We start from the raw sequence: 25,472 nt of genomic DNA on the forward strand, positions 1-25,472 counted from the left end.
TGGCCGTCGGCCACCGTTCGATCTCGGGTTACACCTTGCCTGATCGAACTGCCGGACGCACATGTACGTGGCGTACCCCGGCGGGGGCCGCGGACGCCTACCCGGCGCGGTGGCGGTCGGCGGACGCCGCGCCGGAACGGCGGGCCCGCAGCAGTTCGACCGCCACCGGGACCACCGAGACCAGCACGATGCCGACCAGGATCGCCTCGATGTTCTCCCGGACGAACGGGATCTGGCCCAGGAAGTAGCCGAGCACGGTGACACCGGCGCCCCACAGCACGCCGCCGACGAGGTTGAAGACCACGAAGGTGCGGTAGTTCATCCTGCTCACCCCAGCGACGATCGGGGTGAAGGTGCGCACGATCGGCACGAAGCGGGCCAGCACGATCGCCTTGGGACCGTGCCGGTCGAAGAAGGCGGCGGCCTTCTCCACGTTCTCCTGCTTGAAGAGCCGGGAGTCGGCGCGGCGGAACAGGCTCGGCCCGACCTTGCGGCCGAACAGGTAGCCGACCTGGTCCCCCGCCACCGCGGCGGCCACGATCAGCGCGCAGACCAGCCAGAGCGGCTGGTGCAGGTAGGTGCCGCCGGCCACCAGCAGGCCGGTGGTGAACAGCAGCGAGTCCCCCGGCAGGAAGAAGCCGATCAGCAGGCCGGACTCGGCGAAGACGATGGCCAGGATGCCGATCAGACCGAAGGCGGAGATCAGGTTGGTCGGATCGAGCCAGGACGGGCCGAGGGCGAGGCTGGTCACGGGCGGACACTCCTGGGGGTCGAGTCTTGGCAATGAAATGGTAAAGCATTTACCAAGACTCGACAGATCCCGGGATGGTTCCCGGTCCGGGCACGCGCGCCCCGCCCCCGTGGCGCGCGTGCCCGGACCGGGCCGGGGCCGGACCAGACCGGGGCCGGCGGCCGGCGGCCGGGGCCAGACCGGGTCAGAGGCCGTAGCGCTCGACGACCTCCTCGTGCCGGGCGGCGTCCGCGCCCGCCGCCTTGGCCAGGTCGAGCCAGGCGAGCGGGTGCGCCCAGTCCCCGGTGAGCCGGTGCAGCAGCGCGTCGGCCTCGGCGGCGGAGGCCGTCGGCGGCACCCCGAGGGCGGCGTACACGCCGGGCAGCGTGCCGTCCTCGTCGGCCGGGTCGGTGATGCGGTACTGCTCCCCGCTGTACGCCCAGACCGCGTAGCCGGCCTGCTGGAGGCTCTCGCGCAGCGCCGCCCACGGCTCGTCGCCGGGCCAGCCGCCGTCGATCCAGTACGTGGTGTACCCCGCCGGGTCGAGCAGGGTGAGCAGCTCGAACACCGGGCGCCAGCCGCGCCGCTCCTCCTCGGGGGCGTCCTCGGCCGGCGGCGGCTCCAGCAGCGCCGGGGCGAAGACCACCACGTCGCCGTGGTTGAGCGTCAGGTCTTCGCCGAGCACCGGCAGGATCCGGGCGGTGGCCGGACCGGTGCGGACGGCGGGCAGGTCGGCGGTGGCGCCGTTGGTGCGGGTGGCCCGGACGGTGACCAGCTGCCACTCCTCGTCCACCGGCCCCTCGGGCTCGTCGAACTCGATGCCGAGCAGCGCGCCGGCGGAACGGACCGCGGCCCAGTCCCGGTTGGCGGTGGCCGCCGTGATCAGGTGCCAGAGGTCGGACTCCTGGACGGTGCGGTGGCGCTCCTCCTCCGGGGCGGCCTCGGCGGGCAGCGCGTGCTCCAGGAGCTCCTGGTACAGCCGCTGCGCGGTGGCGTGGTCGCCCAGCTCGGTGGCGGCGCCGGCGGCCAGCCGGCGGGTGTTGATCCGGCCGGCGTCCAGGGCCAGGATCGCCTCGCACTGCTCCAGCACCTCGGCCCAGCGGCCCTCGGCGGCGGCCCAGCGGGCGCGTATCCAGTGCCCGTCCTCCGGGCTGTCGTCGGCCAGCCGGTCGGCGAGGCGGCGGACGCCCTCGCCGTCCCCCGCGTCGATCAGGGCGGAGCCGAGCATGCCGATCAGCACCTCGTCGGTCGGGGCGGTGTCGAGCCAGTGCCAGAGCAGGTCGCCGGCGGCCCGGGCGTGGCCGAGGCTGCCGAGCACCGCGGCCAGGTTGACGGCCAGTTCGGTGGCACCGGCCGGCTCGCCCCGGTACTGGTCCAGGGCGACGGAGAGCAGGTCGGCGCCGGTCTCGTAGGGCACACCGACCTCGGCCAGGTGCGCCGCCAGCTCGCCGGGCGGGACGGGCAGCTCGGGCTCCGGCAGCGCCTCGGCGGCCGCCCGCAGCGCGGCGACCTCCGCGGCCACGCCGTCGGTGCGGCGCAGCTGGGCGAGCTTGCGCTCCCCGGTCGCGGCGAGGGTCAGCGCCACCGTCCGGGCGCCGCGGGCGAGGGCGAGCCGACCCGCCGCCAGCAGCAGGTCCACGCACGGGCGGTGCGAGCCGGTGCCGTCCAGGTAGCCGACCCAGCCGGCCACGGCGGCGCCCAGCTCGGCGTCGTTCTCCCAGGCGCCGGCCGCGACCAGCAGCTCGACCGTGTGCGTCCAGCCGTCCCGCAGGTCGGCGTGGCGCTCGGCGGCCTCCCGGTCGGGCAGCAGCGCCAGCGCCTCCTCCGTCCGACCGAGCGAGGCCAGCGCGCGGGCCCGCAGCAGGCCGCCCCAGAGCCGGTCGCTCTCGTCGATCTCGTGGCCGCGGGAGCGCTCGGCCTGCTCGGCGGTGTCGAGCAGCGCGAGCACCTCCTGGTGCCGGCCGAGCCGGTGCAGGGTGCCGGCCCTGGCGTGGTGGAAGTGCAGCGAGAGCCGCTCGCCGGCCGCCTGGATCCGGGTGGCGGCGGTGTCCAGGTGGGCGAGCGCCTCGGTGTGGCGGCCGTCGTCCTCCAGCGCGTCGGAGTACTCGCGGGAGAGGCAGTCGAAGCAGGCGCGGCCGGGCTCGATCCGCTCCAGCGTCTCGCCGAGCACCGCCAGCCGCTCCGGCACGTAGCCGGGGCCGTCGACCCGGGCGTGGCAGATCGCGAAGTCCTGCACCACGCAGACGGACTGCGGGCAGCCCGCCGTCTCCTCGCGGTGGGCGAACTCCAGCAGGTCGACCGCCTCGGGCAGGGCCTGCTCGCCCTGGTGGCGCTTGTTCAGCAGGTTCTGCATCCGCCAGTGCCGCAGGTAGACCTCGACCCAGGGCAGGCCGAGCGCCCGGGAGGCGGCCAGCGCCTCCGGGTAGACGGCGTCCACCTGGTCGTTGCGGCCCTCGTTGGCGTGGCCGGGCAGCTCGTAGATGGCGTCGGCCAGCCGCCGGTGGCCGGCCTCGGCCAGCTGGCGGTGGGCGTCGTGGACCCAGGCCCAGATGTCGGTACTCATGTGGTGTCCCCCTGCGTGGTGCTGATGTGATGTCTACCGCGGACCACTGACAATCCGTCCGTCACGCCTCGTCCGGGAGGGCGCCGAGGGTGTCCGGGACGCCCGGCAGGCCGGCCGGGACGGCGGCGGTCAGCGCCGAGACCGCGGTGCCGACGCCGGACAGCGCGGCGGTGAGGTCGCCTCCGGACGAGCCGGCCGGGCCCGCCGAGGCGGCTGCCATGATCACCTTGAGCGAGCGGAGCAGCCCCGCCGCCGTGGCGCTGCCGGTGTGCCCGGCGCGGTAGGCGGCGAGCAGGTCCAGCACGGCCGGGCAGGACAGGTTGAGGTAGAGGCGGGCCCTGACCTCGCCGTCGGTGCGGGCGGTGAACGCCCGGGCCAGCCGCAGCGCCGCGGACGGGATCCGGGCGTCGGCCTGGTCGTCCTCGATCCGGGCCTTCAGCTCGGCCTCGCGGTCCGGCACCAGGACCAGCGGCAGGCCGGGCGGGTCGAACCGGGCCGGGACGAGCTGCTCGCCCTCGTCCGCGAGGGCGCCGGCCAGCCAGGCCGCCTCGCCGGCCGGCAGCGGGCGCTCCGGGTCGCGGAACAGCTCGCGGTCGCCGTGCTCGCTGCCCAGCTCGACCAGGCGGCAGCCGCGCAGCTGGGCGTAGCGGCGCAGGAAGGGCAGGACGGCGTAGCGGTCGCCGCGGGCGATCGGCACCCGCATCGCCCGGTACAGCATCTCCTCGAAGCCGCCGCCGCTGCCGAGCGCGACGTGCACCGCGCCCCCGCCCGCGGCCCGCAGCGCGCCGGCGGTGAGGTCGCCCTGGGAGGTGGGGACGGGGACGTCGTCGGCGAGCAGGGTGAACAGCCGCTCGTCGCAGAGCGCGGCGCCGAGCAGGTCCTGGCCGTGCCGGGTGAGGATGCGGCGCCAGGCGGCGGGCCGCAGCCGGGCGGTCTCGTACAGGCCGTCGACGATGGCGTCGGTGAGGGCGCGCTGGAGTGCGCGGTAGTGGTCGTCGCGCTGGAGGTCCTCGCGGCTGGCGGTGGGGGTGAGCCGGCTGGACTCGACCACGCCGCCGATGAACCCGGCCCAGCTGGGCAGCAGGTCGCGGGCGTCCTCGGCGAGCAGCATGCCGCGCAGGTAGACGGCGAGGTCGCGGTTGTCGCTGCTGCCGTAAGTGCCGCCGTCCTGGACCCAGAGCAGGCCGACCGCGTCGGTGCCGCCCGCGGCCCCTCCCCCGGTGCCGCCCTCGGCCGGGTGGACGGGGAAGGCGGTGAGCGGCTCGAAGCGGCGGCCGAAGGCGGTGGCGAAGCGCATCCGGGCGGCGTGCTGGTCACCCGGCACGCTGTGGCGCCAGGGCACCTCGACGTTGTTGACGGGCTGCTCGTCGTCGCCGACGTGGACCGGGATCGGCAGCAGCACGCAGTACCGGCCGAGCACGTCGCGCAGCGCGTCCTCGTCGGCGAGGTGGGCGTGTTCGGCCTTGAGGGTCAGCTCGACGACCGTGCCGGGGCGGGGCCGGGCGGGCACCGGGTCGACCTGGTACTGCTCGCCGCCCCGGCTGCGGTAGCGGTGGCCGAGGTGCGGTTCGCGGTGCGAGGTGGTGGTGACGGCGACCTCGTCGGCCACCGAGAAGGCGGAGAGGAAGCCGAGGCCGAAGGCGCCGATCAGCTCCTGGTTGCCGGTGAGGTCGCGCAGCATCCGGGTGTAGCCGGTGCCGACGGTGGCGAGGTAGGCGTGGATCTCCGGCTCGGTGAGGCCGGCGCCGGTGTCCTCGATGGAGACGGTCCGCCGGGCGGCGTCGCCGCGCACCCGGATCAGCGGGCGGTGGTCGCCGTCCGGGTCCTCCAGGAGTCGGCGGGTGTGCGAGTCGTGGGCGTTCTGGACGAGTTCGCGCAGAGCGACCAGCGGGGTGGAGTAGAGGTGGGTGGCGAGGACGTTCACCAGTCCGCCGAGATCGACCTCGGTCGTACGCAGATCCTCGGCGGGGGCGGGCTCGGGCGGGGCACCTTCAGACATGGGTCCCCAGTGTGCCAGTGCGACTATCCGGCCACCATTTCTTTCTCCCTGAGAAAACTCGGTCAACTCCGCGTTGACAGCTCAGGGTTGTCCGGCCTTGCCGCCTTGCACGTCAACTTCCATCTCCACCAGCAGTTTTGAGGAGTGGAGATGCCGCCGTCGCAACCGTCGGGCTATCTCCGGATACGGCGTCACCATGACACCATCGGGGGAATTGCCACCTGTTTGGTGGAGTTCGTCCACGCTGCTGGTGAATGCTGAACGTGCGACGTCAGGCAACGGCGCCACGGAGCGGCCACTCCGGATCGCGCCACATTTCGCACCCCCAGCTCAGGGAGACCACCGTGTCCCGTATCCGCGCAGCCGCCGCCACCGCCCTCGGGGCGTTCCTCCTCGTCGGCTTCGGCGCCGCCAGCGCCCACGCCGACAACGGCGCCGGTGCCATCGACCACTCCAACAGCAGCGTCGTGAGCAACACCGGCTCCGCCAACGTCATCGGCAACGTCCACGGCAACGTGGTCGTCACCCAGCAGACGGCCACCGGCTCGGGCGCGAGCAACCAGAACAACGGCCTCGCCGCGACCGGCAACGGCGGCAACATCGGCGCTCTGCAGGGCAACGGCAACCTCGACGCCCGGGCCTTCTTCCCGGGCGCCGTCGGCTAGGTCCTGTCCGGCCCCGGGCGCAGCCACACCCTCCGGGCCGGGTGCCCGCCCCGTCAACGCGGGGCGGGCACCCGGCCGCCGTCCGTTCCGGGCAGTCCGAGGACGGCCCGGCCGAGGTGCAGCAGGCAGTTCCCGAGGTCCGGGCGGGCGCTGTGCGGGCGGTTCCGCACCCCGTCGTTGACCAGCGCGAACAGGGCGTGGACCCGGATCCGGGCCTCGACCGCGTCGTACTCGGGCCGGACCCGCCGCAGCAGGCCGACCCAGGTGCGCAGGAAGTCGCGCCGGAAGTCCACCGCGACCCGGCGGTCCGGCGGGGCCAGCCGCTCCGTCTCGCTGAGCATCGCGCCCAGGTAGTCGCCGTTGCGCAGCGCGAAGCCGACGTACGCACCCAGGCCGGCCGCCAGCGCCGCCTCCGGCCCGGCGGCGGCGGCGAACGCGCCGTCCACCTCCTGCCAGAGCCGTTCGCGGCTGCGCACCAGCGAGGCGGCGAGCAACTGGGCCTTGCTGTCGAAGTGCCGGTAGACACTGGGGCCGGAGATGCCGACGGCGGCGCCGAGTTGGTCGGTGCTGACGTTGTCGAAGCCGCGCTGGTGGAAGAGCCGGACGGCCGCCGCGAGCAGCTCCTCGCGGCGCGCCTGCGGCCTGGGCTCCGGCGACCCCGGGGCGACGGGATCGGCGGCGGGGACGGGAGCGGGGGCGACAGCGGGACCTGGGTGGACAGCGGGATCCGGGTGGGCGGCGGCACCGCCCGGGGAGGCCGCGAGGACGGCGGCGACGAGTTCGCGCAGCACCGCCTCGGCGCGGCGCGGCTGCGGCGCGGCCGACTGGTAGGAGAGCCCGGTGCAGGCCGAGAGCGCCGACCAGCAGAGCAACTCGGCGTCCGGCAGCGGAAGTTCCGGCCGTCCGGCGCGCAGCACGGCGGTCATCAGCGCGACGTCGGCGCGCAGTTCGCGGCGCAGCGCCGCCCGCCGGGCCGGCGGCAGCAGCCTGGCGTCACGCTGCACCAGGGTGCCGAGCGGGCGGTGTCCGACCGCGACGGCGGCCAGCGCGGCGCCGAGGTCGCCGGCGGTGCGGGCCCCGCGCAGCCCGCAGGCCAGCGCGTCCAGCCCCAGCCGGACGGCGCGGTCGAGCAGTTCGGGCTTGCCTCGGAAGTGCCGGTAGAGGGCGGGCGCGGTGATGCCGACCCCGGCGGCGACCTCGGTCATGGAGACCTGGTGGTAGCCGCTGCGGTGGAACCGGTCGGCCGCCACGGCGAGGATCTGGGCGCGCCGCCCGGGAGGTCGTCGGACCACCATGGCGAGCCCCCCTCCCGCGCTCCGGACTGCCGCCCGAAGGCTAGCAAGGATTCACTTGAGGGCGCCGACCGCCGGTGGCCACCAGCCTTTTCCGGTGCCGTCGACCCTGGACAGCCGAAGCTACCCGGGATTAACTTGTGAGGCCATCACCTGGCACGTTCAGCCCCCGCCGGCGCCCGCAGCCGGTCACCACCGAAGGGAGCGCCGCCGTGCGCCGCACCGTGTTCAACGAGGACCACGAGGCCTTCCGGGAGACCATCCGGGACTTCATCGCCAACGAGGTCGTCCCGGTCTACGAGAGCTGGGAGGCCGACGGCCACCCGCCGCGCGACTTCTACCGGCAGCTCGGCGCGCTCGGCGTCTACGGCATCGAGGTGCCGGAGGAGTACGGCGGCGCGGGCGAGAGCGGCTTCAAGTACCAGACGGTGATCACCGAGGAGACCGCCCGGGCGGGCGTGAGCTTCGGCTCCTCGGGCGTGCACACCGCGCTGGTCCTGCCCTACCTGCTGGAGTACGCCACCGAGGAGCAGAAGCGGCGCTGGCTGCCCGGCTTCGTCTCCGGCGACATCATGACCGCCATCGCGATGACCGAGCCGGGCGCCGGCTCCGACCTCGCGGGCATCGCCACCACCGCGAAGCTCTCCGAGGACGGCACCCACTACGTCCTGAACGGCGCCAAGACCTTCATCACCGGCGGCGTGCTGGCCGACCTCGTCCTGGTGGTCTGCCGCACCGCCCCGTACGACCCGGACAACCGCCGGGCCGGCCTGTCCATCCTCTGCGTGGACACCACCTCCCCCGGCTACACGGTCGGCCGCAAGCTGCAGAAGATCGGCCTGCGCACCTCGGACACCGCCGAACTGGCGTTCAGCGACGTCAGGGTGCCGGTGGAGAACCTGCTCGGCGAGGAGGGCCGGGCCTTCTCCTACCTGACCCACAACCTGGTGCAGGAGCGGCTGGCCATCGCCGTCAGCGCGTACGCGTCGGCGGCCGCGGCGGTGCGGTTCACGCTCCAGTACGTCAAGGACCGCAAGGTGTTCGGCAAAGCGGTGGCCGAGTTCCAGAACACCAAGTTCACCCTGGCCGACTGCGAGGCCCAGGTGGTGGCGCAGCAGTCGATGGTGGACCGCGCGCTGGAGCTGTACCAGCAGGGGGAGCTGACCGTCGCCGACGCGGCCGCCGCGAAGCTGTTCTGCACCGAGTCGGCCTCCACCGTCATCGACAAGTGCCTTCAGCTGCACGGCGGTTACGGCTACATCCTGGAGTACCCGATCGCCCGGCTCTACACCGACAACCGGGTGTTCCGGATCTACGGCGGCACCAGCGAGGTCATGCGCAGCATCATCGCCAAGTCCCTCGGCCTCTAGGCGGGTCCACAGCCGCGGCGGGCCGCACCCCCATGGCGGCCCGCCGCACCCGGACGGGCGCGGGTGCGGCTCAGGTCGACGGGTGCGCTCAGTTGGGCGAACCGTGCTCCGCGCGCCAGGCCTCCCAGCCCGCGCTGGACGCCACCTTCGCCTCGCGCAGCGCCCGCTGGGCGAACGCGGCCGGCGCGGTCTCCAGGCTGCGCACCCAGCTGCGGCCGGCCGTGGCCAGCGCCGCGCACACCATCGCCGCCCCGGCCACGCCGAGCACGGCGCCGATACCGGTGAGCAGCGCGCCGCCGGCCAGCAGCGAGCGGTTGACCTGGAACCCACCGGAGACTGTCTCGTTGATCGCCATGCCTCCACGATGCGGGCACTCGCCGGGGGCTGCACGTCGAACGGCTCCGGGTGCGCGAGCCGAGCGCGTCCGCGAACCTGGGCACACGGCGCCGGTCCGGGCGCCCGGGGTCGGCCCGGCACGCCGGGTCAGGAGGACGCGCGATGCCCGATCTCGAACAGCTCGCCGTGGAGCACGCCGCCCGGGCGGCCGAGAGCCCGCACGGGCGCAGCGCCCACCTGGTGCTCCACGACGGCGTCCTGCGGCAGACCGTGATCGCGCTGACCGCGGGCACCTCGCTGGACGAGCACACCCCGCCGACCGCCGGCAGCGTCCAGGTGCTGCGCGGCCGGGTCTCGCTGACCATCGCCGGCCGGCACCAGGAGCTGCCGGTCGGACGCCTGGAGCCGGTGCCCCAGGAACGGCACGGGCTGCTGGCCCACGTCGACTCGGTGGTGCTGCTGACGGTGGTCACCGCCTAGCGGGGCGGCGCGGGCGGCAGCGGTCAGCGAGCGGTAGCGGGCGACGGGCGACGGCCGGCCGCCGTCAGCGGGCGGTGGCGGGCGGTGACGGCACCGCGGGGCCGAACACGCTTCCGCTGACCAGCCGCAGCCCGCGCAGGAAGTCCCGCCCGTTCGGCGCCAGTTCGGGGGCGGCCAGCCACTGGGCGGCGTACCCGGCCAGCAGGGTCTGGTAGAAGGAGCCGCGGACGACCTCCTCCTCGGTGTCCGGCACTTCGGGCAGCCCCTGGAACAGCGCGGCGAGACCGAGCCGGCCCTCCTTCTGCGCCTCCGCGAAGGCGTGCGCCAGCTCGGGCGCGTGCGCGGCCTGGGCGAGCGCCTCGAACTGGGCCGCCCAGAGCCCGCGGTGCTCGGTGAAGACGGTCCTGAGGCCGTCCCAGACCGCGGCGAAGCGCTCCTCCGGGTCGCCGGACACCCGGTTGGCGGCGTCCACCACCGCGCCCAGGGCCGCCCCCATCTCCCCGATCGCCTCGATCATCGCCGCGTTGAGCAGCGCGTCCTTCGAACCGAAGTGGTAGCCGATCGCGGCCAGGCTGACGCCCGAGGCGGTCGCGACGTCACGGGCGGTGGTGCGCCCGTACCCCTTCTCGTACAGGCAGCGCTTGGCGCCGGCCATCAGGTCTTCGCGGTTTCCCATGCCCCGAATCCTACGGAAGGGCTGCACAGATGTCTTGCACGAATGTCTCGCACTGACGTCTCGCACGAGCGATTTACACATACGTACTAGACAGGCGTCTGACACGTCCGTACCGTCTTCCCCATGACCGCAACCACCGGCCGCGCAGGCCGTCGCGAATGGATCGGCCTGGCCGTCCTCCTGCTCCCGACCCTCGTCCTCGCCATGGACATGGGCGTGCTCTTCTTCGCCGTCCCCTTCATCTCCACCACGCTGGCGCCCAGCGGCACCCAGCAGCTGTGGATCATGGACGTGTACTCGTTCCTGCTCGCCGGGCTGCTCATCACCATGGGCTCGCTGGGCGACCGGATCGGCCGCCGCCGGCTGCTGATGATCGGCGCCGCCGGCTTCATCGGCGCCTCGCTGCTGGCCGCCCGGGCCGACACCGCCGGCCAGCTGATCGCCGCCCGCGCCCTGCTCGGCGTCGCCGGGGCCACCGTGATGCCCTCGACGCTCGCGCTGGTCCGCAACATGTTCCACGACCCCAAGCAGCGGCAGATCGCCCTCGGCGCCTGGGGCGGCGTCCTCACCGCCGGCGCCACCCTCGGCCCGGTCGCCGGCGGCCTGCTGCTCGACCACTTCTGGTGGGGCTCCGCGTTCCTGCTCGCCGTCCCGGTGATGGCCCTGGTGCTGCTCGCCGCGCCCGTCCTGCTCCCCGAGTACCGCTCCACCGCCCGCACCGGCCGCTTCGACCTGCCAGGCGCCGCGCTCTCGATGGCCGCGATCCTGCCGCTGGTCTACGGCGTCAAGACCCTCGCCGTGGACGGCTGGAGCCCGCTGCCCGCCCTCGCCGTCCCGGCCGGCCTGCTGCTGGCCGCCGCGTTCGTATGGCGCCAGCGCACCGCCGCCGACCCGCTGATCGACCTCGGCCTGTTCCGGATCCGCACCTTCAGCGGCGCGATCAGCGTCAACACCATCGCGATGTTCGCGATGATGGGCTTCTCCCTCTTCACCTCGCAGTACCTGCAACTGGTCAAGGGCATGAGCCCGCTCACCGCCTCGCTCTGGTCGCTGGTGCCCAGCGTCGGCGTCGGCGCGGCCGTCGGCACCAGCTCCGCGCTGGCCGGCAAGGTCCGCCCGGCGGCCCTGATGGGCGGCGGGTTCCTGGTCGGAGCGGCGGGCTTCGCAATGATGACCCAGGTCGGCGCGCACTCCCCGCTGGCGCTCATCCTCGTCGCGGCGGGCGTCCTCGCCGCCGGCACCGTCGGCACCATGACCATGACCGCCGAAATGGTCGTCTCCGCCGCCCCCGCCGAGCAGGCCGGGGCCGCCTCCGCCACCTCCGAGACCGCCGTCGAACTCGGCAGCTCGCTCGGCATCGCCCTGCTCGGCGCGGCCGGCGCCGCCGTCTACCGCCACCAGCTGGACGGCGCCCTCCCCACGGGCGTCGACGGCGAGGCCGCCCGGGCCGCCCAGGACACCCTCGGCGGCGCGGTCACCGTCGCCGGCCACCTGCCCGGCCGGATCGGCACGGACCTGTTGGAGACCGCCCGGGCCGCCTTCACCGACGGCCTGCACGTCGCCGCGGTGGTCGGCCTGGTCTTCGCCCTCGGCACCGCCCTGCTGGCCTACCGCCTGATGCGCCACCTCCCCGCCGCCGCCCCGGCCCCCGAGGCCGTCACCGCCTGACCCACCCGGCCCGATCCACGCGAGTCATCGAGAGCCCCCGCCCCCTCGGACGGGGGCTCTCCGCCGTTCCCACCGGCCCCTACCGGTGCCGGTAGACCTCACGACGGTTGCCGACCGCCATGACCCAGACGATCAGCACCCCGCCCTCGACGGTGTACAGCACCCGGTGAGCACGGAGCAGCCCCTCAGGCTCGGCCGTGGTGATCGCGGAGCAGGGCGGCCATCCCCTCCAGCGAGACGGAGCCTTCGAGGCCCTCGGCCTCGGCCTCGGCCTCGGCCGCGAGGCGGTTCAGCCACTCGTCCTCGGCCTGGTCGGCGACTTCCCGCAGGCGCCAGCACTCGGCGATGTCGATCACCACCGCCTCCTGCCGGCCGCGCCTCGTGATGATCGTCGGAGTTCCGTCACGTCGTGCCCGGTCGATCACGTCCGCGAGGTGGCCCCGGACCTCGGCCATCGACTCGATCACTGGCTCGCCCATGGCGTCAAGGTAGCGGTTGTAACGTCCATCGGCGTGCCAGGGTCGGCGGCACGGCCGCAGATCGCAGGCGGCAACGAACGGGCCTCGTCAACGGGCGGGCCGGACGGTCCACCTGGGGGTGGAGGCCGGGGCGTCCACCCCCGGGGGCGTGCGTCGGCGGCCCCCGGGGAGGACCGTGAAGGGGTACTTGGCCCGCATCTCCTATCCGCCGGGAGCCGCCGCATGTCCCTGACGACCCTGCTCTCCCTCCTCGGCATGCTCTGCTGGGTCGGCTACGAGCTGATGCTGCGCCGCCGCGAGGACTCCGCCGCCGGCACCTGGCGCGCGGACGGCCGCGACCGCGGCTCGACCCGGCTGCTGCTCGCCTGCTACGCCGCCGCGGTGCTGGTCGTGGTGCTGTTCGGCCGCGCCGGGATCGGCGAACTTCCGCTCTGGGCCCGCTGGTTCGGGATCGCGCTGATCGCCGCCGGGCTGGCCCTGCGGGCCTGGGGCATGCGCACCCTGGGCCGCTACTACACCCGCACCCTGCGCACCGTGGACACCCAGCGCGTCGTCCGCAGCGGCCCGTACCGGCAGATCCGCCACCCCGGCTACGCCGGCAGTCTGCTGGTCTGGACGGGCTACGCGCTCGGCCTGGGCAGCTGGCCGGCGGCCCTGCTGGTGCCGGCGCTGCTGCTCGGCGCGTACGGCTGGCGGATCACCGCCGAGGAGCGGCTGCTGCTGGCCGCCTTCGGGCCGGAGTACGCGGAATACCGGCGGACGTCGAAGCGACTCGTGCCCTTCGTGTACTGAGCCGCCGCCGATCGGGCGGTTGCCGGCTGCGGACCCCGGCGACGGAACCGAAGGGGCTGGAGGGGTCGGAGAGGCAGGTGCTGCGCGGTGCGGTGCCGTGCGGGCTGGTCACGGGTGCGCGAGCCGGACCGGGCCGGCTCCGGCCGCCGCCGCGGGCGCTCGCGTTCCGCTCGAACGGCACCTGCTTTTTGGCCAGCGTTTCCCGGCCGGTGTATCCGTTCGCCGTCGTCGCCAGGCATACTGGCCAGCACGGGCGCTCGCCCACCCTTGACTCTAGACAAGAAGGGACCGGTGGCCAGGGATGCTGCGGAACGGTCTTGAGCCCTGGCACCTCCTGGTGGTGCTGGCGATCGTCATCCTGCTGTTCGGGTCGAAGAAGCTGCCGGAGATGGCCCGCGGCCTCGGCAAGTCGATGCGCATCCTGAAGGCGGAGACGAAGGCGCTGCGCGAGGACGAAGCCCCGGCGGACGCCGCGCAGAGCGCCGGCACCGCGCAGAGCACCGCCGCCCCGCAGCCGGCCGCCACGACCCCGCCGGCCGTCACGCCGACCAACGTGACCAAGGCCACCGAGACGAAGCGGCCCGAGACGGCCGTCTGAGTCCCGCTCTCCTCCGGAAGCCCCCGGTACCGTCCGATGACGGTGCCGGGGGCTTCTGCTGCATCCGGGCTGCTCACGGCCCTCCCGGCTGGCCGTCCGATCTGATCCGTTATCTCCTGGTATGCACCCAACGGAGGAACGGAGTCGCGGCATGCCCACCGACGAGCCGGGCGACGAGCCGCCCGCCGGAACACCCGCCGGACCGCCAGGCGGACCCCCCGCCGGACCCCCGGGTGAACCGCCCGCCGGGTCGCCCGACGAGCTGGCCGACCTGCGGGCCCGCCTGAGCGCCGCCGAGGCCCACCAGGCGCAGCTCACCCGGCAGTTGGCGACCCGCCCGGACCGCCACCGGGTGCGCTCCCTCGTCGCCGTCCTGCTGATCCTGCTGGCCTGCGTGCTGACCCCGCTGAGCGCCGTCGCGGTGTGGGCGAGGTCGGAGATCGGCGACACCGACCGGTACGTCGCGACCATGGCGCCGCTGGCCCGGGACCCGGCCGTCAGGGCGGCCGTCACCAACCGGGTCACCGACGAGGTCGTGGCGCGGATCCCGGTCGACTCGCTGCTCAACAACATCGCCCCCGACGACCGGCCCAAGCTCGGCGCGCTGCTGAACGGCATCGGCCAGGCCCTCACCGACGGGCTCACCGGCTTCGTCCGCGACCAGGTCCAGCGGGTGGTGGACAGCGACGCCTTCGCCACCCTCTGGACGGACGTCAACCGGCAGGCGCACACCGCGATCGACCGGATGCTGACCGGGCAGGGCGGCGGCGCCGTCGAGGTCAGGAACGACACCGTGGTGCTCGACCTCGCCCCGGTGATCGCCCGGGTGAAGACCGCGCTGGTCGACAACGGGCTCGCGCCGGCCGCGAGGATCCCGGAGATCCACACCTCGTTCACGCTGGTGCAGTCCGACGCCATCCCCAAGGTCCGCACCGGCCTGCGGCTGTTGGACCTGGCCGGCTTCTGGATGCCGGTGCTCACGCTGGTCTGCGCGGTCGGCGGGGTGCTGCTCGCGGTCCGGCGGCGCCGGGCGGCGGTCACGGCGGCGCTGGGGATGGCCGCCGGGGCGCTGCTGCTGGGCATCGGGCTGAGCGTGTTCCGAGCCGTCTACCTGGACGGGCTCCCCGCCGGGGTGGACCAGGCGGCCGCCCAGGCGGTGTACGACGCGCTGGTGCGCTACCTGCGCTCCGCCGTCCGGGTGGTGATCGCGCTCGGCCTGGTCGTCGCGCTCGGCGCCTGGATCAGCGGCGGCGGTCGCTGGGCCCGCACCGCGCGCAGCGGCTGGCACGCCGGGCTCGGCGCGGCCCGGAGCACCGCCGAACGGGCCGGGCTGCGGCTCGGGCCGGTCGGGCGGTTCGTCCACCGCTGGAAGGCCTGGCTGGGCTGGGCGGCGGTCGCGGGCGCGGCGCTGGCGTTCGTGCTGTGGAGCTATCCGACGGTGCTGGTGACGCTCTGCCTGGCACTCGCGCTGGTCGCCGTCCTGGCCCTGCTGGAGCTGCTGGACGAACCCGGCCGACCGGACGGAGGAACCCCGGCCTCCGCCTGAGGGGCGGTCAGCGGGGGCCGGTGCTACGGCCGGTGGAACGGCGGCGGACGGTCCGGCCCGAACGGCCCAGCCCGGGACGCGGCCGGCCCGGCGCGGCCGCAGGCTGGACGCGATGTCCGGAAGCCAGCCACCACCACCGCAGGGCCGGGTCGACCCGCGGTCCGCGCTCTGGCTGCTGAGCGCCTGCACCGCGCTGATCCTCGCGTACTGGGCCCTCCCCCTGCGCCTGCTCGGCTACCAGCACCCCGTCCTCAGCTGGCTCGTGTTCGCCGCCGCGCTGGTCGGCCTGAGCGGCCTGCTGCTGGCGAAGACCACCGCCGTGCTGCGGGGCGACGCGAAGCGCCCGGTGGTCTGGCTGTCGTTCCTGATCTTCCTCGCGATGACCATCTTCTCCGCGACCTACTACGTCATGGCCGCCCGTCCGGGCGATTTCGAGGGGCTGGTCACCCGGCTCGACGCCCTGTACTTCACCGTCGTCACCCTGGCCACCGTCGGCTACGGCGACATCACCCCGACCGGTCAGGCCCCTCGCCTCGTGGTGATCCTGCAGATCGGGTACACGTTCGTCTTCCTCGCCACGGCGGCGGGGACGCTGTCGCGGGCGATCCGGGCGAACGTCGAGACCCGTAGCCACCGCAAGCCGTGACGTTGTCCACAGGCTGTGGACGGCCACGCCCGATCGGTCAGGATTCGAGAAGCACGCCCGCGCGGCCACACCTAGCATCGGCGCCATGGACATCACCATTCACACCAGCGTCCTCCCGCACGACGACCCGGACGCGTCCCTGGTCTTCTACCGCGACGTCCTCGGCTTCGAGGTCCGCGGCGACGTCGGGCAGGGCAAGATGCGCTGGATCACCGTCGGCCCCGCCGACCGGCCCGACACCTCCATCCTCCTGGCGCCGCCGGCCGTCGACCCCGGGGTCACCGAGGACGAGCGCCGCACCATCGCCGAGATGATGGCCAAGGGCACCTACGGCTGGATCCTGCTGGCCACCCGGGACCTCGACGGCACCTTCCGGGCGGTGCAGGCCGGCGGCGCCGAGGTCGTCCAGGAGCCGACCGAGCAGCCGTACGGCATGCGCGACTGCGCCTTCCGCGACCCCGCCGGCAACCTGATCCGCATCCAGGAGCTGCGCTGAGCCGACCGGCCGAGCGCCGACCGTGCGGGCGGCGCGGTCCCTGACGGCCGCCACGGCCGCCACGGCCGCCACGGCCGCGACGGCCGGAGTCGGGCCCGGTGAGAGGAGTCCTCCCGTGTGTCACCCCTCGTGGGCCAGCGCCCGCGCGGCGGCGCAGCGCCTGAAAGACCTCGCGCGGCTGCGCCGCGTCCGGGACCGGATCGACCGCGAGTACGCGCGGCCACTGGACGTCCTGGCGCTCGCGCGCGACGCCGGCCTGGCGGCCGGGCAGCTCAGCCGCGAGTTCCGGCTGGCCTACGGCGACTCGCCGTACGGCTACCTGACGGCGCGCCGTGTCGAGCGCGCGGCCGCGTTCCTGCGCTGCGGCGGCCTCGGCGTCACCGCGGTCCGCCGCGCGGTCGGCTGCACCTCGCCGGACGCCTTCCGCACCCGCTTCACCGAACTGGTCGGCATGCCGCCCGACGACTACCGGCGCCGCGCGCGACGGGCCGCCGGACCGGTCAGAATTCGAGAAGCCCCGGCCGCCGGGCCGCACCTAGCGTGGAGGACATGACTTCCATCGACTCCCTCATCCTCGACGTGGCCGACCCCACGGCCGCCCGCAGCTTCTACACCACCGCCTTCGGCCTGGACACGCAGCTGCGCCTGCGGGCCTCGCAGGAACCGACCACCGGCTTCCGCGGGTTCACGCTGTCGCTCACGGTGTCCCGGCCCGCCACCGTCAACGGCTTCGTCGACGCCGCCCTCGACGCCGGCGCCACCGCCCTCAAACCCGCCGCGAAGTCGCTCTGGGGCTACGGCGGCGTCGTCCAGGCCCCGGACGGGACGATCTGGAAGATCGCGACCTCCGCGAAGAAGGACACCGGCCCGGCCACCCGACAGATCGACCAGCTCGTGCTCCTGCTGGGAGTCGCGGACGTCTCCGCGAGCAAGCGGTTCTACGTCGACCGCGGCCTCACCGTGGCGAAGAGCTTCGGGCCGGTGTACGTCGAGTTCGCCACCGGGTCGAGCCCGGTCAAGCTCGCGCTGTACAAGCGCCGGGCCCTCGCCAAGGACGCCGGCGTCTCCCCCGACGGCAGCGGATCGCACCGGCTCGTGATCGGCGGCACCGCCGGAACCTTCACCGACCCGGACGGGTTCGCCTGGGCGGCCGAGCGGCCCGCAGCCGCGCGCTGAACCGCCGCACCACCGTCGGACCGGACCTGAGGCCCCGCGGTCACCAGTCCTGGTTGTCGGCGGCCGTGGCGTGCAGGGTGATCAGCAGGGCGCCGAGGCGGGCGTTCCAGTTGGCGTTGGTGGGGCCGTCGATGGCGTGCTTCTTGGCCAGGTCGCGGATCACCTTCTGGGCGTCCTTGAGCTCCTGGGCCGCGTCGTCCGGATTGCCCTCGTTGAGGCGGGCGGAGGCGTCGTCGAGGATGCGCAGCAGCTCCGCCTGGCGGTCGTGCTCCTTGCCCCCGACCTGGGTCTGGACGACGGCCTGGCGGAAGGCGTTGAGCTGGAGGGCCGGCCCCTGGTTGCGGGGGACGGCCGGGTTGGGGGCCGTGGGGAGGCCGGCCGGGGTGGTGGGGGCCGCGGTGGTGGGCGTCGGGGTCGCCGCGGGGGTGGACGCGCGGGCCGGGGTGCTGGGCGCGGCAGCCGGGGTGCTGGGGGCGGTGGCCGCCGGCGGCTTGGTGGGAGCGGGGGCGGCGGCGTTGCCGGCGGGCTCGTCCAGGGCGGCGACGGCCAGGGCGGTGACGCCGGCGAGTGCGGCCACGCCCAGTGCGCCGAGGACGAGGGGCCTGCCGCGGCGGCGGCTGCGGCCCGCGGGCGCGGGCGGGCCCTGCCGGACGGGCGCCATCAGCGAAGTGGCCGGCGGGGCCTGCGGGACGGGTGCCATCAGCGAGGTGGCGGCCGGGGCCTGCGGCGGGAGCAGGGTGGTGTGCTGCTGGTTGGGGTTCACCGGCCTTACGGGCGGCAGCAGTTGGGTGGCGGCGGCGGTGGCGAGGAGTTCCGCCGTCGGGTCGCCGACCGCCAACCCGGGGATGGTGGAGAGGAGTTCGGCCCGCGCCGCGACGGCGTCCGCCGGCCGGTCGGCGGGGTTCTTGGCGAGCAGGCGCAGCACGGCCGCGTCCAGCGCGGGCGGCAGGCCGGGGCGGCGGTAGGACGGCGGCAGGGGCTGCTCGCTGACGTGCTTGAAGGCGATCGCCACCGGGGTCTCGGCGGTGAACGGGGTCTCGCCGGTGAGCATTTCGGTGAGCACGCAACCGACCGCGTAGAGGTCGGTGCGGCCGTCCAGGGGCGAGGCGGTGGCCTGCTCGGGCGACAGGTAGGCGGCCGTACCGAGCACGCTCGCCGTCTGGGTCAGGTTGCTGGACGAACCGGCCCGGGCGATGCCGAAGTCGACGACCTTCACCCCGCCGTCGTCGGTGATCATGATGTTTCCGGGCTTGATGTCCCGGTGGACCAGCCCGGCCGCGTGCGCGACGGCCAGCGCCTCGCAGACCGCCGCCGCGATGCCGACGGCGCGTTCCACCGGCAGGCCCGGCTGCTGCACCAGCACGGCGGCGAGCGAACGGCCGTGGACGAGCTCCATGACGATGAACGGCGTGCCCTGGTCGACGCCCGAGTCGAAGACCATGACGATCCTCGGGTGCACCAGCATGGCCGCGTGCTGCGCCTCGCGGCTGAACCGCTCGGCGAAGCGGGGGTCGTCGGCGAGTCCCCCGTTGAGGACCTTGACGGCCACCTGGCGGCCCAGCACGTGGTCCAGCCCGCGCCAGACGGTGGCCATGCCGCCGACGCCGAGTATCTCGACGAGTTCGTAACGCCCGTTCAGCGCCCGTCCGATCACCTGGAACTCCCCTCACGTGCCGTGCCCGGTGTTCCGGGCCGCCTCGTGCACCTGTGCACGATAGCCGCACCGCCGGACCGCACCGCCTGGGGCGGGGAGGCGGTCGGGGGACCGGGCAGCGGTCCCCCGGCCGCCGGCGCGGGGGTGCGACCCGCCCTGACTGCGGGAGGGCGGGCCGCACGTTCCAGGCCGACCGGGCCGGCGGCGCGTCCGGGGTGGGCGCCTGCCGGGCCGGCCGGGGCCGGGCGGCCGGACGGCACGGGGAGCCGACCGGCCACCCGGGGTCTTCGGGTGGTACTGACGAGCGGTACTGCGGGTGGTGCGGTCCTGCGGGTCCTGCGGGTGGTGCGGTCCTGCGGGTGGTGCGGTCCGGGTGGGCGGCGAGCCCGGGGGGAGTCGCTCGCCGCCCACCCGGAGTTCCTGGGTTACCTCCGGCCCGACTGGCTGTCGTCGGAACGGTCGGTCCTGCTCGGACGGACGTCGGGCAGGGGCGGCGCGGCCGGCGGCGCCGGGACGGTCACGCCGGACCGGCCGGGCCTGGCCCCGTTGCCGCCGTTGCCCTTGTCCTGGCCCTTCTCCTGGCCGTTGCCCTTGTTCTTGTTCTTGTCCTGGCCGTTGCCCCGGCCGTCCTCGGTGTTCCCCTTGCCCGCGCCCGCACCGGGGCCGGGGGTGGTCCGGCCGGGGTCGTGGGGCTGCGCGGCGGCACCCGGGTGGTCGTCCTCGTCGCCGAGCACCTCCGCGCAGTAGTCCGCCACCTTCTCCGCCCCGCCGGCCGCCGTGACCAGCGGGCCGAACCGCGGCTCGGTGGCCGGTGAGCGCTCGCCCCGGCCCGACCAGTCGGCGAAGCCGTGGCAGAGGGCGACCAGTCCGGGCGCGAGCGGCCGGGCGCCGTGCCCCTCGACGTCGCCGTCGCCGTCGGTATCGGCGGAGGGGGTGCCGGGCTTCGGGGCGGTGGACGGTCCGACCAACTGCGGACCGCCCGAGGCGGAGCCGCCGCCGGACGGGCGGACGGACGGGGTGCCGGGCGCGGCACTGTCGGGCGAGGTGGCGGACGAACCGGCCGACGCATCGGCGGACGCGGTGCCGGGCGCACTGCCGGAGGGCCCGCCCGCGGCGGCGAGCGCGTGCTCGGGCGCGCCGGACCCGCCGCCCAGCGGGGACGGCAGGTTGCCGGTGCCGGCGGCGACCGCGACCCCGCACAGCGCGGTGGCGCCGAGCACGGCGGCAGTGGCCTTCGTGCTGAAGGCCCTGGCCAACGTGGCGGTTGCCATCGATCGTCTCCGGACGGGTGTGGTCACTACGAGGTCGGACGTGAGACGCGCCTCCCGGAACGCGGTCAGGGCGGCCTGCTCCCCGGCCAGTTCGTCGGCCGTCGCCGGGGCGGCGGCCGCGGCGAGGATCCGGGCGAGCGGCCCGGGACCGCCGTCCGGTCCGGTGAGCGAGGCGTCCTGCCCGGCCGGCGGGCCGCCCACGGCACCGCCGAGCAGATGCTCGGCAGCGTCACGGTCGATCCGACGGGATCGGTTGGTGCTCATCTCATGTCCTTCAGCGTCGCGGCCCGGCGTTCTGTCACACCTTGCGGAGAACTTTTTCCCGCAGGCTTTCCCGCAGGTTTCCCCGTGGGCTTCCCGGCCGCCTTCCCCGCGGTTTCTTCGACGGGTTCCTCGACGGGTTCCTCGGTACGGCGCCGGCCGGTCCGGCCGGGCCGTCGCACCGCCGGTTCGGCCTCGCGCGCGGCGGGGATCCCGACCCCGGCCGCGAAGGACTGCTCCAGCAGCGTGGCCAGTTTCCGCAGCCCCCGGTGGGCGGCCATCCGGACGCTGCCGGCCCGCTTGCCGAGCACCCGGGCGGCGCTCTCGGCGTCCAGTTCCATGACCACCCGCAGCAGGACGGCCTCGGCCTGGTCGCGCGGCAGCCGGGAGATCAGCGCCAGCGCGTCGGCGGTGCCGACGGTGGCCAGCGCGGCGCCCGCGGTGTCGTCCCCGGCAGCCAGCCCGGCCAGGTACTCGAAGGGCAGGTCGGCGACCGGGCGGCGGCGCCGGGCGCGCAGGTGGTCGAGCGCGCGGTGGCGCGCGACGGTGGCGGCCCAGCCGCGGAAGCCGTCCCCGTCACCGGAGAAGCCGCCCAGGTCGCGGGCGATCTGAAGCCAGGTCTCGGAGGCGATGTCCTCGGCGTCCTGGGCGTCCTCGGGGCGACCGCCGACCAGGACCCGCAGGTAGCGCAGCAGGCCCGGCTGGACGGTCCGGAACAGCAACCGGAACGCCTCCTCGTCCCCGACCTGGGCGGCCCGGACGGCCTCGGTCAGATCGGCGGGAGAGGGGGCCCGGCCCGCTGGCGGGCCGGCGGAAGGGACTGGTCCGGACCGGCCGACGGGGCTGCCGGTGCCCGCTCCGGGGCGCTCTGCACTCTGCACCCGCCACATCATGGGCCATCCGGGCGAACGCGACCCCGCGAGCCGGGAGAAGTCGCAGGTCGGAGCGGCTGTCACGGCCCGCACCATGACAGCTGTCACGCGGATCCCGCAACGGACGGCACTGCTCTGACGGAGGGTCGGACGGAAACACTGGAGGCACGACGCGGGCAGCGGCCCGCGGCCACCAGCAGGGAAGGAACCCGCCGTGAGCCGAACCGTCACCACCGCCACCGCCGCCGCCACCACCGGGACCGACACGACCCCGAACCCGTCGGCCTCCGGGCTCCGCCCGCTCGCCATCGACGTGGTCGCCCCGCTGGCCGGCTACTACCTGCTGCACTCGGCCGGCGGCCTGAGCGTGTTCGCCGCGCTGGCGTGGAGCAGCGCCATCCCGGCCGCCCGGACCGTGCTCGGCCTGCTGCGCGAGCGCAGGCTCAACCTGTGGGCCGCGCTGATGCTGACCGTGAACCTGGCGGGCCTGGCGCTCACCTTCGTCACCGGCGACGCCCGGCTGATGATCGCCAAGGACGGCGGGCTGAGCGGCACCGTGGCGCTGGCCATCCTGTTCTCGGCGCTGGTCGGCCGGTCGGTGATGACCCCGGTGCTGATGCCCTTCCTCACCAAGGGCAAGCGCGACCGGGCCGCCGCCTGGCAGCGGCTGGTCGAGGGCCGGGCGGCCGGCTCCCGGGCCTTCCAGCGCCACGAGCGGGTGTTCGCGGGCGCCTGGGGCACCGCGCTGCTGGCCGAGTGCGTCGCCCGGGTGGTCGGCGCCTTCACCCTGCCGGTGGCGACCATGGCCTGGCTGTCCACCGTGTTCATGATCGGCGCGATCGCGGCCGGCGCGATGCTCGGTCGGATCGCGGCCGATCCGATGGAGAAGCTGGTCGCGGCCGAGACCGAAGCCCCGACCGCCGTCTGACACCGCCTGCCGTCCACCTGCCGCCCGGGGGAGCATCACCGCCCCCGGACGGCGCCCGAACCGGCCCCAACGCCGGGTGTCGGCGATCCGAACAGCACGGAACCATCCGGATCTCCCGGGAGTCCTTCATAACGAGGGGGTAACGGGACCCCCGGTCGAGGAAACGGGGCCCCCATGAGCCGGACGCACGCGCTGACCACCACCGAGGACCGCACCCTCGTGTGGGACGGCTGCCTGAACGTCCGCGACCTGGGCGGACTGCCCACCGCCTCCGGCCGACCGACCGCCCGCGGGGCGATAGTCCGGGCGGACAACCTGGACCGCCTCACCGCCGAGGGCTGGGACGCCCTCCTCGACCACGGTGTCCGCACCGTGGTCGACCTGCGCAACGCCGAGGAGTACAAGCCGCTCCTCCCGCTCCCCGAGGGCGTCGAGCTGATCCGCGTCCCGCTGGACGAACTCGCCGGCCCCGCCTGGTGGGAGGCCTACGGCCGGCTGGACGGCACCCCGCTCGCGCTCCGCCCCTACCTGGACCACTGCCCGCACGCCGCCGCCGCACTGATCGCCGCCATCGCCGGCGCCCGCCCCGGCGGCCTGGTCGTGCACTGCGGCGCCGGCCGCGACCGCACCGGCCTGGCGGCCCTGCTGCTGCTCGCCCTGGCCGGCGTCGAACGGGCCGCGATCGTCGAGGACTACCAGCTCAGCGGCCCCAACGTCCGCCCGCTGTACGGGATGCTGGGCCTGCCGGACCAGTACCACCGGATCGACGCGGTGCTCGCCGAGGCCGGCACCACCGCCGAAGCCGTCCTCGCGGGCGCGCTGGAGGGCCTCGACCCGGCGGGCTACCTGCTCGCCGCCGGGGCCACCCCCGCCGAGGTCACCGCCGTCCGGGCCCGGCTGCTGCCCGCCGCGTAGCGGCCACCGGGCCAGGCCGGCTCCTGCAACTCGACCACCTGGAGCTTGAGTTCGCGAGACAGCCCGGCCTCGGGCAGGGCCGGGATCCTCGACCCGCCCATCGGACGCCTCCGTCCCGCAGGGGCCGCCGAAGACTACTCGCGCGTATCGTCAACCGATGGTTGACGGCCCAGGATCGACAACCTACGGTTGACGCATGGAGAATCCCGTCGTTCCCAACACCACTCCGCTGCGCCTCGACGACCTGATCGCCGCGATCAAGAAGGTCCACCCCGACGCGCTCGACCAGTTGTCCGACGCGGTCATCGCCGCCGACCACCTCGGCGACCTCGCCGACCACCTGATCGGCCACTTCGTCGACCAGGCCCGCCGCTCCGGCGCCTCCTGGACCGACATCGGCCGCAGCATGGGCGTCAGCAAGCAGGCCGCCCAGAAGCGGTTCGTCCCCAAGGACCCGGGCACCCCCGCCGACCTCGACCCCAGCCAGGGCTTCGCCCGGTTCACCGACCGGGCCCGGAGCGTCGTGATGGCCTCGCAGGAGGAGGCCAGGGCGGCCGGCAACGCCGAGATCACCGCCGAACACCTCCTGCTCGGCCTGCTCGCCGAACCGGAGGGCATCGGGCTCAAGGCGCTCGCCGCCCAGGGCGTCACCCCGGAGGCCGTCCGGGAGGCGACCGCCGCCGTCCTGCCGGCCGCCGCCGAGCAGGTGCCCGCGCTGATCCCGTACGACGCGCAGGGCAAGAAGGCGCTGGAACTGACCTTCCGTGAGGCGCTGAAGCTCGGGCACAACTTCGTCGGCACCGAGCACATCCTGCTCGCCCTGCTGGAACTGGAGAACGGCTCGGGCGTGCTCGCCGGGCTCGGCGTCGAGAAGTCCGAGGCGGAGACCTTCACCTCCGAGGCCGTCAAGGCCATCATCGCCGCCCGGAACGCCGAGCAGGCGTGAGACGGGGCCCGGCCCCGGGCGGAACTCCCGCCCGGGGCCGGTCGGTTGGGCTCGGGCGGGACTCAGAAGCCGGAGACGGGCGTGGCGACGATCCGCACCCGGCCGTCGGCGGCCGACTCCAGCGCCGCCCGCAGCCGGAGCGAGCGGGCCGGGCCGAGGAGTTCCAGCGCCTCCTCGACGGTGGCCCACTGGTGCCGGTCCAGTTCGCCGGCCGGGACGGTCACGGGGGTGCCGTCCGGGACGGTGCCGAAGTCGAACATCAAATGCTGCGCCGGGTGGTCGAGTTCGGACGAGGGGTGGGTCCAGGAGATGGCCAGTAGCTCCCCGGTCGCCCTGACGATGCCGGTCTCCTCCAGCAGCTCCCGCGAGGCGCACTCCACCGGGCCCTCGCCGAGGTCGATCGTGCCGCCCGGGAACTGCCAGTGCTCGCGGTACCCGGCCTTCACGATCAGGATCCGGCCGGACTCGTCCCGCAGCAGGCAGCCCGCCGCCGCGTAGATCCTGGGCAGGGACGCCAACCATTCCTCGCGGGACTTCAAGGGCTCAGCCGTCACTGCGATCCTCCTGGGGCACGGTGGTTCTGCACCGCCCACTCTGCCACCGACCCGCCCGGGACCGTCAGTTCAGCGCTGGGCGGCGAGGTGCTCGACCAGGCGGTCGAAGCTGGAGTTGAGGCCCGCCCGGGCCTCCGGACCGCAGTACATCGCCGGCACCTCGGTCTGGTGCAGGACCACCTCGGTGCGGCCGTCGCCGAGGTCCTTGAAGGTCATCGTGGAGCGCAGGCCCACGCTCTCCTCGACCAGGGCGATCAGCTCGCCCGGGCGGATCTCGGTGATCTTGGCGCACATCGGGTACGCGTCGCCGGTCGCGTCGATGGTCATGGTGCTGTCGTAGCGCCCGCCCACCCGCGGCTCGATGGTCACGGTGTCCAGCTCGACGTGGGTGCCGACCGGGCCCCAGAAGCGGACGAACTGCTCGGGCTCGACGTAGGCGCGGAAGACGGCGTCCGGGGTGGCCGGCAGCTCGCGGGTGATGGTCAGCTCGCCCAGGTTCTCGGTCATGGTGTCGTCCTTCGTGATCGCGGCGCCACGGTGGCGCTTTCACAGGAGTAGA

General features: G+C 74.6%; 26 protein-coding genes. 14 read left to right on the forward strand and 12 right to left on the reverse strand.

The features are described 5' to 3' along the window. Positions 1 to 97: 97 nt before the first annotated feature. The 3 genes from AB0O82_RS11135 to AB0O82_RS11145 form a co-directional block, all read right to left on the reverse strand. Positions 98 to 751: a VTT domain-containing protein gene (locus AB0O82_RS11135; RefSeq protein ID WP_350878332.1), complete on the reverse strand. Its 654-nt coding sequence runs from the start codon at positions 749 to 751 to the stop codon at positions 98 to 100. A 184-nt stretch (positions 752 to 935) separates the two neighbouring features. After that, positions 936 to 3,293: a hypothetical protein gene (locus AB0O82_RS11140; RefSeq protein WP_363582402.1), complete on the reverse strand. Its 2,358-nt coding sequence runs from the start codon at positions 3,291 to 3,293 to the stop codon at positions 936 to 938. A 61-nt stretch (positions 3,294 to 3,354) separates the two neighbouring features. After that, positions 3,355 to 5,292 (reverse strand): ATP-binding protein, encoded by a 1,938-nt coding sequence (locus tag AB0O82_RS11145; RefSeq protein WP_363582404.1) that lies wholly within the window; start codon positions 5,290 to 5,292, stop codon positions 3,355 to 3,357. A gap of 344 nt (positions 5,293 to 5,636) precedes the next feature. On the opposite strand from AB0O82_RS11145, the gene AB0O82_RS11150 reads away from it, so the two are divergent. Then, positions 5,637 to 5,957 carry a hypothetical protein gene (locus tag AB0O82_RS11150; protein ID WP_363582406.1) on the forward strand — a complete coding sequence of 107 codons (321 nt, stop codon included), beginning with the start codon at positions 5,637 to 5,639 and terminating at the stop codon, positions 5,955 to 5,957. Positions 5,958 to 6,010: 53 nt separating this feature from the next. Here AB0O82_RS11150 and AB0O82_RS11155 read toward each other — a convergent pair whose 3' ends face one another. Then, positions 6,011 to 7,252: a TetR/AcrR family transcriptional regulator gene (locus AB0O82_RS11155; protein WP_363582408.1), complete on the reverse strand. Its 1,242-nt coding sequence runs from the start codon at positions 7,250 to 7,252 to the stop codon at positions 6,011 to 6,013. 209 nt (positions 7,253 to 7,461) lie between these two features. Here AB0O82_RS11155 and AB0O82_RS11160 point away from each other — a divergent pair, with 209 nt between their 5' ends. Then, positions 7,462 to 8,619: an acyl-CoA dehydrogenase family protein gene (locus tag AB0O82_RS11160; protein ID WP_363582410.1), complete on the forward strand. Its 1,158-nt coding sequence runs from the start codon at positions 7,462 to 7,464 to the stop codon at positions 8,617 to 8,619. A gap of 88 nt (positions 8,620 to 8,707) precedes the next feature. On the opposite strand, the gene AB0O82_RS11165 is transcribed toward AB0O82_RS11160, so the two are convergent. Next, the gene (locus AB0O82_RS11165; protein ID WP_063348761.1) at positions 8,708 to 8,974 is read right to left on the reverse strand and encodes a hypothetical protein; all 267 of its coding nucleotides are present in this window, start codon (positions 8,972 to 8,974) and stop codon (positions 8,708 to 8,710) included. A gap of 143 nt (positions 8,975 to 9,117) precedes the next feature. Here AB0O82_RS11165 and AB0O82_RS11170 point away from each other — a divergent pair, with 143 nt between their 5' ends. Further along, the gene (locus tag AB0O82_RS11170; RefSeq protein ID WP_363582412.1) at positions 9,118 to 9,435 is read left to right on the forward strand and encodes a cupin; all 318 of its coding nucleotides are present in this window, start codon (positions 9,118 to 9,120) and stop codon (positions 9,433 to 9,435) included. Between the two features lie 64 nt (positions 9,436 to 9,499). Here AB0O82_RS11170 and AB0O82_RS11175 read toward each other — a convergent pair whose 3' ends face one another. Beyond that, complete coding sequence (locus tag AB0O82_RS11175; RefSeq protein WP_363582414.1) at positions 9,500 to 10,111, reverse strand: TetR/AcrR family transcriptional regulator; 612 nt, start codon at positions 10,109 to 10,111, stop codon at positions 9,500 to 9,502. A gap of 123 nt (positions 10,112 to 10,234) precedes the next feature. On the opposite strand from AB0O82_RS11175, the gene AB0O82_RS11180 reads away from it, so the two are divergent. Beyond that, positions 10,235 to 11,779 carry an MFS transporter gene (locus AB0O82_RS11180; RefSeq protein WP_363582416.1) on the forward strand — a complete coding sequence of 515 codons (1,545 nt, stop codon included), beginning with the start codon at positions 10,235 to 10,237 and terminating at the stop codon, positions 11,777 to 11,779. A 185-nt stretch (positions 11,780 to 11,964) separates the two neighbouring features. On the opposite strand, the gene AB0O82_RS11185 is transcribed toward AB0O82_RS11180, so the two are convergent. Then, positions 11,965 to 12,258 (reverse strand): type II toxin-antitoxin system prevent-host-death family antitoxin, encoded by a 294-nt coding sequence (locus AB0O82_RS11185; RefSeq protein WP_363582418.1) that lies wholly within the window; start codon positions 12,256 to 12,258, stop codon positions 11,965 to 11,967. A 222-nt stretch (positions 12,259 to 12,480) separates the two neighbouring features. On the opposite strand from AB0O82_RS11185, the gene AB0O82_RS11190 reads away from it, so the two are divergent. The 7 genes from AB0O82_RS11190 to AB0O82_RS11220 all read left to right on the forward strand — a co-directional run bounded on the left by AB0O82_RS11190 (position 12,481) and on the right by AB0O82_RS11220 (position 17,512). Then, positions 12,481 to 13,050 carry an isoprenylcysteine carboxylmethyltransferase family protein gene (locus AB0O82_RS11190; RefSeq protein WP_363582420.1) on the forward strand — a complete coding sequence of 190 codons (570 nt, stop codon included), beginning with the start codon at positions 12,481 to 12,483 and terminating at the stop codon, positions 13,048 to 13,050. Between the two features lie 301 nt (positions 13,051 to 13,351). Next, positions 13,352 to 13,648 (forward strand): Sec-independent protein translocase subunit TatA, encoded by a 297-nt coding sequence (tatA, locus tag AB0O82_RS11195; RefSeq protein WP_063348755.1) that lies wholly within the window; start codon positions 13,352 to 13,354, stop codon positions 13,646 to 13,648. Positions 13,649 to 13,799: 151 nt separating this feature from the next. Beyond that, entirely contained in the window at positions 13,800 to 15,194 is a 1,395-nt protein-coding gene (locus tag AB0O82_RS11200; RefSeq protein WP_363582422.1) for a hypothetical protein, read from the forward strand. A 112-nt stretch (positions 15,195 to 15,306) separates the two neighbouring features. Beyond that, the gene (locus AB0O82_RS11205) at positions 15,307 to 15,840 is read left to right on the forward strand and encodes a potassium channel family protein (RefSeq protein ID WP_363582424.1); all 534 of its coding nucleotides are present in this window, start codon (positions 15,307 to 15,309) and stop codon (positions 15,838 to 15,840) included. A gap of 85 nt (positions 15,841 to 15,925) precedes the next feature. After that, entirely contained in the window at positions 15,926 to 16,336 is a 411-nt protein-coding gene (locus AB0O82_RS11210) for a VOC family protein (protein WP_363582426.1), read from the forward strand. Between the two features lie 115 nt (positions 16,337 to 16,451). Beyond that, the gene (locus tag AB0O82_RS11215) at positions 16,452 to 16,889 is read left to right on the forward strand and encodes an AraC family transcriptional regulator (protein WP_363582428.1); all 438 of its coding nucleotides are present in this window, start codon (positions 16,452 to 16,454) and stop codon (positions 16,887 to 16,889) included. Then, the gene (locus AB0O82_RS11220) at positions 16,886 to 17,512 is read left to right on the forward strand and encodes a glyoxalase (protein WP_363582430.1); all 627 of its coding nucleotides are present in this window, start codon (positions 16,886 to 16,888) and stop codon (positions 17,510 to 17,512) included. Before AB0O82_RS11215 ends, AB0O82_RS11220 begins: the two co-directional genes overlap by 4 nt. A 40-nt stretch (positions 17,513 to 17,552) precedes the next feature. Here AB0O82_RS11220 and AB0O82_RS11225 read toward each other — a convergent pair whose 3' ends face one another. From AB0O82_RS11225 to AB0O82_RS11235, 3 genes are all read right to left on the reverse strand, one after another. Further along, the gene (locus tag AB0O82_RS11225) at positions 17,553 to 19,166 is read right to left on the reverse strand and encodes a protein kinase (protein ID WP_363582432.1); all 1,614 of its coding nucleotides are present in this window, start codon (positions 19,164 to 19,166) and stop codon (positions 17,553 to 17,555) included. 425 nt (positions 19,167 to 19,591) lie between these two features. Further along, on the reverse strand, positions 19,592 to 20,701 hold the full coding sequence (locus AB0O82_RS11230; protein WP_363582434.1) for a hypothetical protein: 1,110 nt from the start codon (positions 20,699 to 20,701) through the stop codon (positions 19,592 to 19,594). Further along, the gene (locus AB0O82_RS11235; protein ID WP_363582490.1) at positions 20,698 to 21,471 is read right to left on the reverse strand and encodes an RNA polymerase sigma factor; all 774 of its coding nucleotides are present in this window, start codon (positions 21,469 to 21,471) and stop codon (positions 20,698 to 20,700) included. Before AB0O82_RS11235 ends, AB0O82_RS11230 begins: the two co-directional genes overlap by 4 nt. Positions 21,472 to 21,784: 313 nt before the next feature. On the opposite strand from AB0O82_RS11235, the gene AB0O82_RS11240 reads away from it, so the two are divergent. The 3 genes from AB0O82_RS11240 (at position 21,785) to AB0O82_RS11250 (ending at position 24,359) form a co-directional block, all read left to right on the forward strand. Further along, a complete protein-coding gene (locus AB0O82_RS11240; RefSeq protein WP_363582436.1) occupies positions 21,785 to 22,498 on the forward strand; it encodes a VC0807 family protein in 714 nt (237 codons plus the stop codon). A gap of 174 nt (positions 22,499 to 22,672) precedes the next feature. Continuing rightward, positions 22,673 to 23,413 (forward strand): tyrosine-protein phosphatase, encoded by a 741-nt coding sequence (locus tag AB0O82_RS11245; RefSeq protein WP_363582438.1) that lies wholly within the window; start codon positions 22,673 to 22,675, stop codon positions 23,411 to 23,413. A gap of 196 nt (positions 23,414 to 23,609) precedes the next feature. Further along, complete coding sequence (locus AB0O82_RS11250) at positions 23,610 to 24,359, forward strand: Clp protease N-terminal domain-containing protein (RefSeq protein ID WP_363582440.1); 750 nt, start codon at positions 23,610 to 23,612, stop codon at positions 24,357 to 24,359. A 62-nt stretch (positions 24,360 to 24,421) separates the two neighbouring features. Here AB0O82_RS11250 and AB0O82_RS11255 read toward each other — a convergent pair whose 3' ends face one another. Continuing rightward, a complete protein-coding gene (locus AB0O82_RS11255) occupies positions 24,422 to 24,913 on the reverse strand; it encodes an NUDIX hydrolase (RefSeq protein WP_363582442.1) in 492 nt (163 codons plus the stop codon). Between the two features lie 69 nt (positions 24,914 to 24,982). Continuing rightward, positions 24,983 to 25,420 (reverse strand): SRPBCC domain-containing protein, encoded by a 438-nt coding sequence (locus tag AB0O82_RS11260; RefSeq protein ID WP_363582444.1) that lies wholly within the window; start codon positions 25,418 to 25,420, stop codon positions 24,983 to 24,985. Between the last annotated feature and the right edge of the window lie 52 nt (positions 25,421 to 25,472).

Origin of the sequence: Kitasatospora sp. NPDC088264 (assembly GCF_040685715.1) — a bacterium.
In the GTDB taxonomy this organism is placed as follows: Bacteria; Actinomycetota; Actinomycetes; order Streptomycetales; family Streptomycetaceae; genus Kitasatospora.

What these genes read in the sequence shown, in the direction of transcription:
- AB0O82_RS11200 (WP_363582422.1), top strand. Translation starts at nt 13,800, where the DNA reads ATGCCCACCGACGAGCCGGGCGACGAGCCGCCCGCCGGAACACCCGCC.
- AB0O82_RS11220 (WP_363582430.1), top strand. Translation starts at nt 16,886, where the DNA reads ATGACTTCCATCGACTCCCTCATCCTCGACGTGGCCGACCCCACGGCC.
- AB0O82_RS11155 (WP_363582408.1), bottom strand. Translation starts at nt 7,252, where the DNA reads ATGGTGGTCCGACGACCTCCCGGGCGGCGCGCCCAGATCCTCGCCGTG.
- AB0O82_RS11190 (WP_363582420.1), top strand. Translation starts at nt 12,481, where the DNA reads ATGTCCCTGACGACCCTGCTCTCCCTCCTCGGCATGCTCTGCTGGGTC.
- AB0O82_RS11210 (WP_363582426.1), top strand. Translation starts at nt 15,926, where the DNA reads ATGGACATCACCATTCACACCAGCGTCCTCCCGCACGACGACCCGGAC.
- tatA (WP_063348755.1), top strand. Translation starts at nt 13,352, where the DNA reads ATGCTGCGGAACGGTCTTGAGCCCTGGCACCTCCTGGTGGTGCTGGCG.
- AB0O82_RS11170 (WP_363582412.1), top strand. Translation starts at nt 9,118, where the DNA reads ATGCCCGATCTCGAACAGCTCGCCGTGGAGCACGCCGCCCGGGCGGCC.
- AB0O82_RS11165 (WP_063348761.1), bottom strand. Translation starts at nt 8,974, where the DNA reads ATGGCGATCAACGAGACAGTCTCCGGTGGGTTCCAGGTCAACCGCTCG.
- AB0O82_RS11185 (WP_363582418.1), bottom strand. Translation starts at nt 12,258, where the DNA reads ATGGGCGAGCCAGTGATCGAGTCGATGGCCGAGGTCCGGGGCCACCTC.
- AB0O82_RS11205 (WP_363582424.1), top strand. Translation starts at nt 15,307, where the DNA reads ATGTCCGGAAGCCAGCCACCACCACCGCAGGGCCGGGTCGACCCGCGG.
- AB0O82_RS11260 (WP_363582444.1), bottom strand. Translation starts at nt 25,420, where the DNA reads ATGACCGAGAACCTGGGCGAGCTGACCATCACCCGCGAGCTGCCGGCC.
- AB0O82_RS11180 (WP_363582416.1), top strand. Translation starts at nt 10,235, where the DNA reads ATGACCGCAACCACCGGCCGCGCAGGCCGTCGCGAATGGATCGGCCTG.
- AB0O82_RS11250 (WP_363582440.1), top strand. Translation starts at nt 23,610, where the DNA reads ATGGAGAATCCCGTCGTTCCCAACACCACTCCGCTGCGCCTCGACGAC.
- AB0O82_RS11140 (WP_363582402.1), bottom strand. Translation starts at nt 3,293, where the DNA reads ATGAGTACCGACATCTGGGCCTGGGTCCACGACGCCCACCGCCAGCTG.
- AB0O82_RS11230 (WP_363582434.1), bottom strand. Translation starts at nt 20,701, where the DNA reads ATGAGCACCAACCGATCCCGTCGGATCGACCGTGACGCTGCCGAGCAT.
- AB0O82_RS11145 (WP_363582404.1), bottom strand. Translation starts at nt 5,292, where the DNA reads ATGTCTGAAGGTGCCCCGCCCGAGCCCGCCCCCGCCGAGGATCTGCGT.
- AB0O82_RS11175 (WP_363582414.1), bottom strand. Translation starts at nt 10,111, where the DNA reads ATGGGAAACCGCGAAGACCTGATGGCCGGCGCCAAGCGCTGCCTGTAC.
- AB0O82_RS11245 (WP_363582438.1), top strand. Translation starts at nt 22,673, where the DNA reads ATGAGCCGGACGCACGCGCTGACCACCACCGAGGACCGCACCCTCGTG.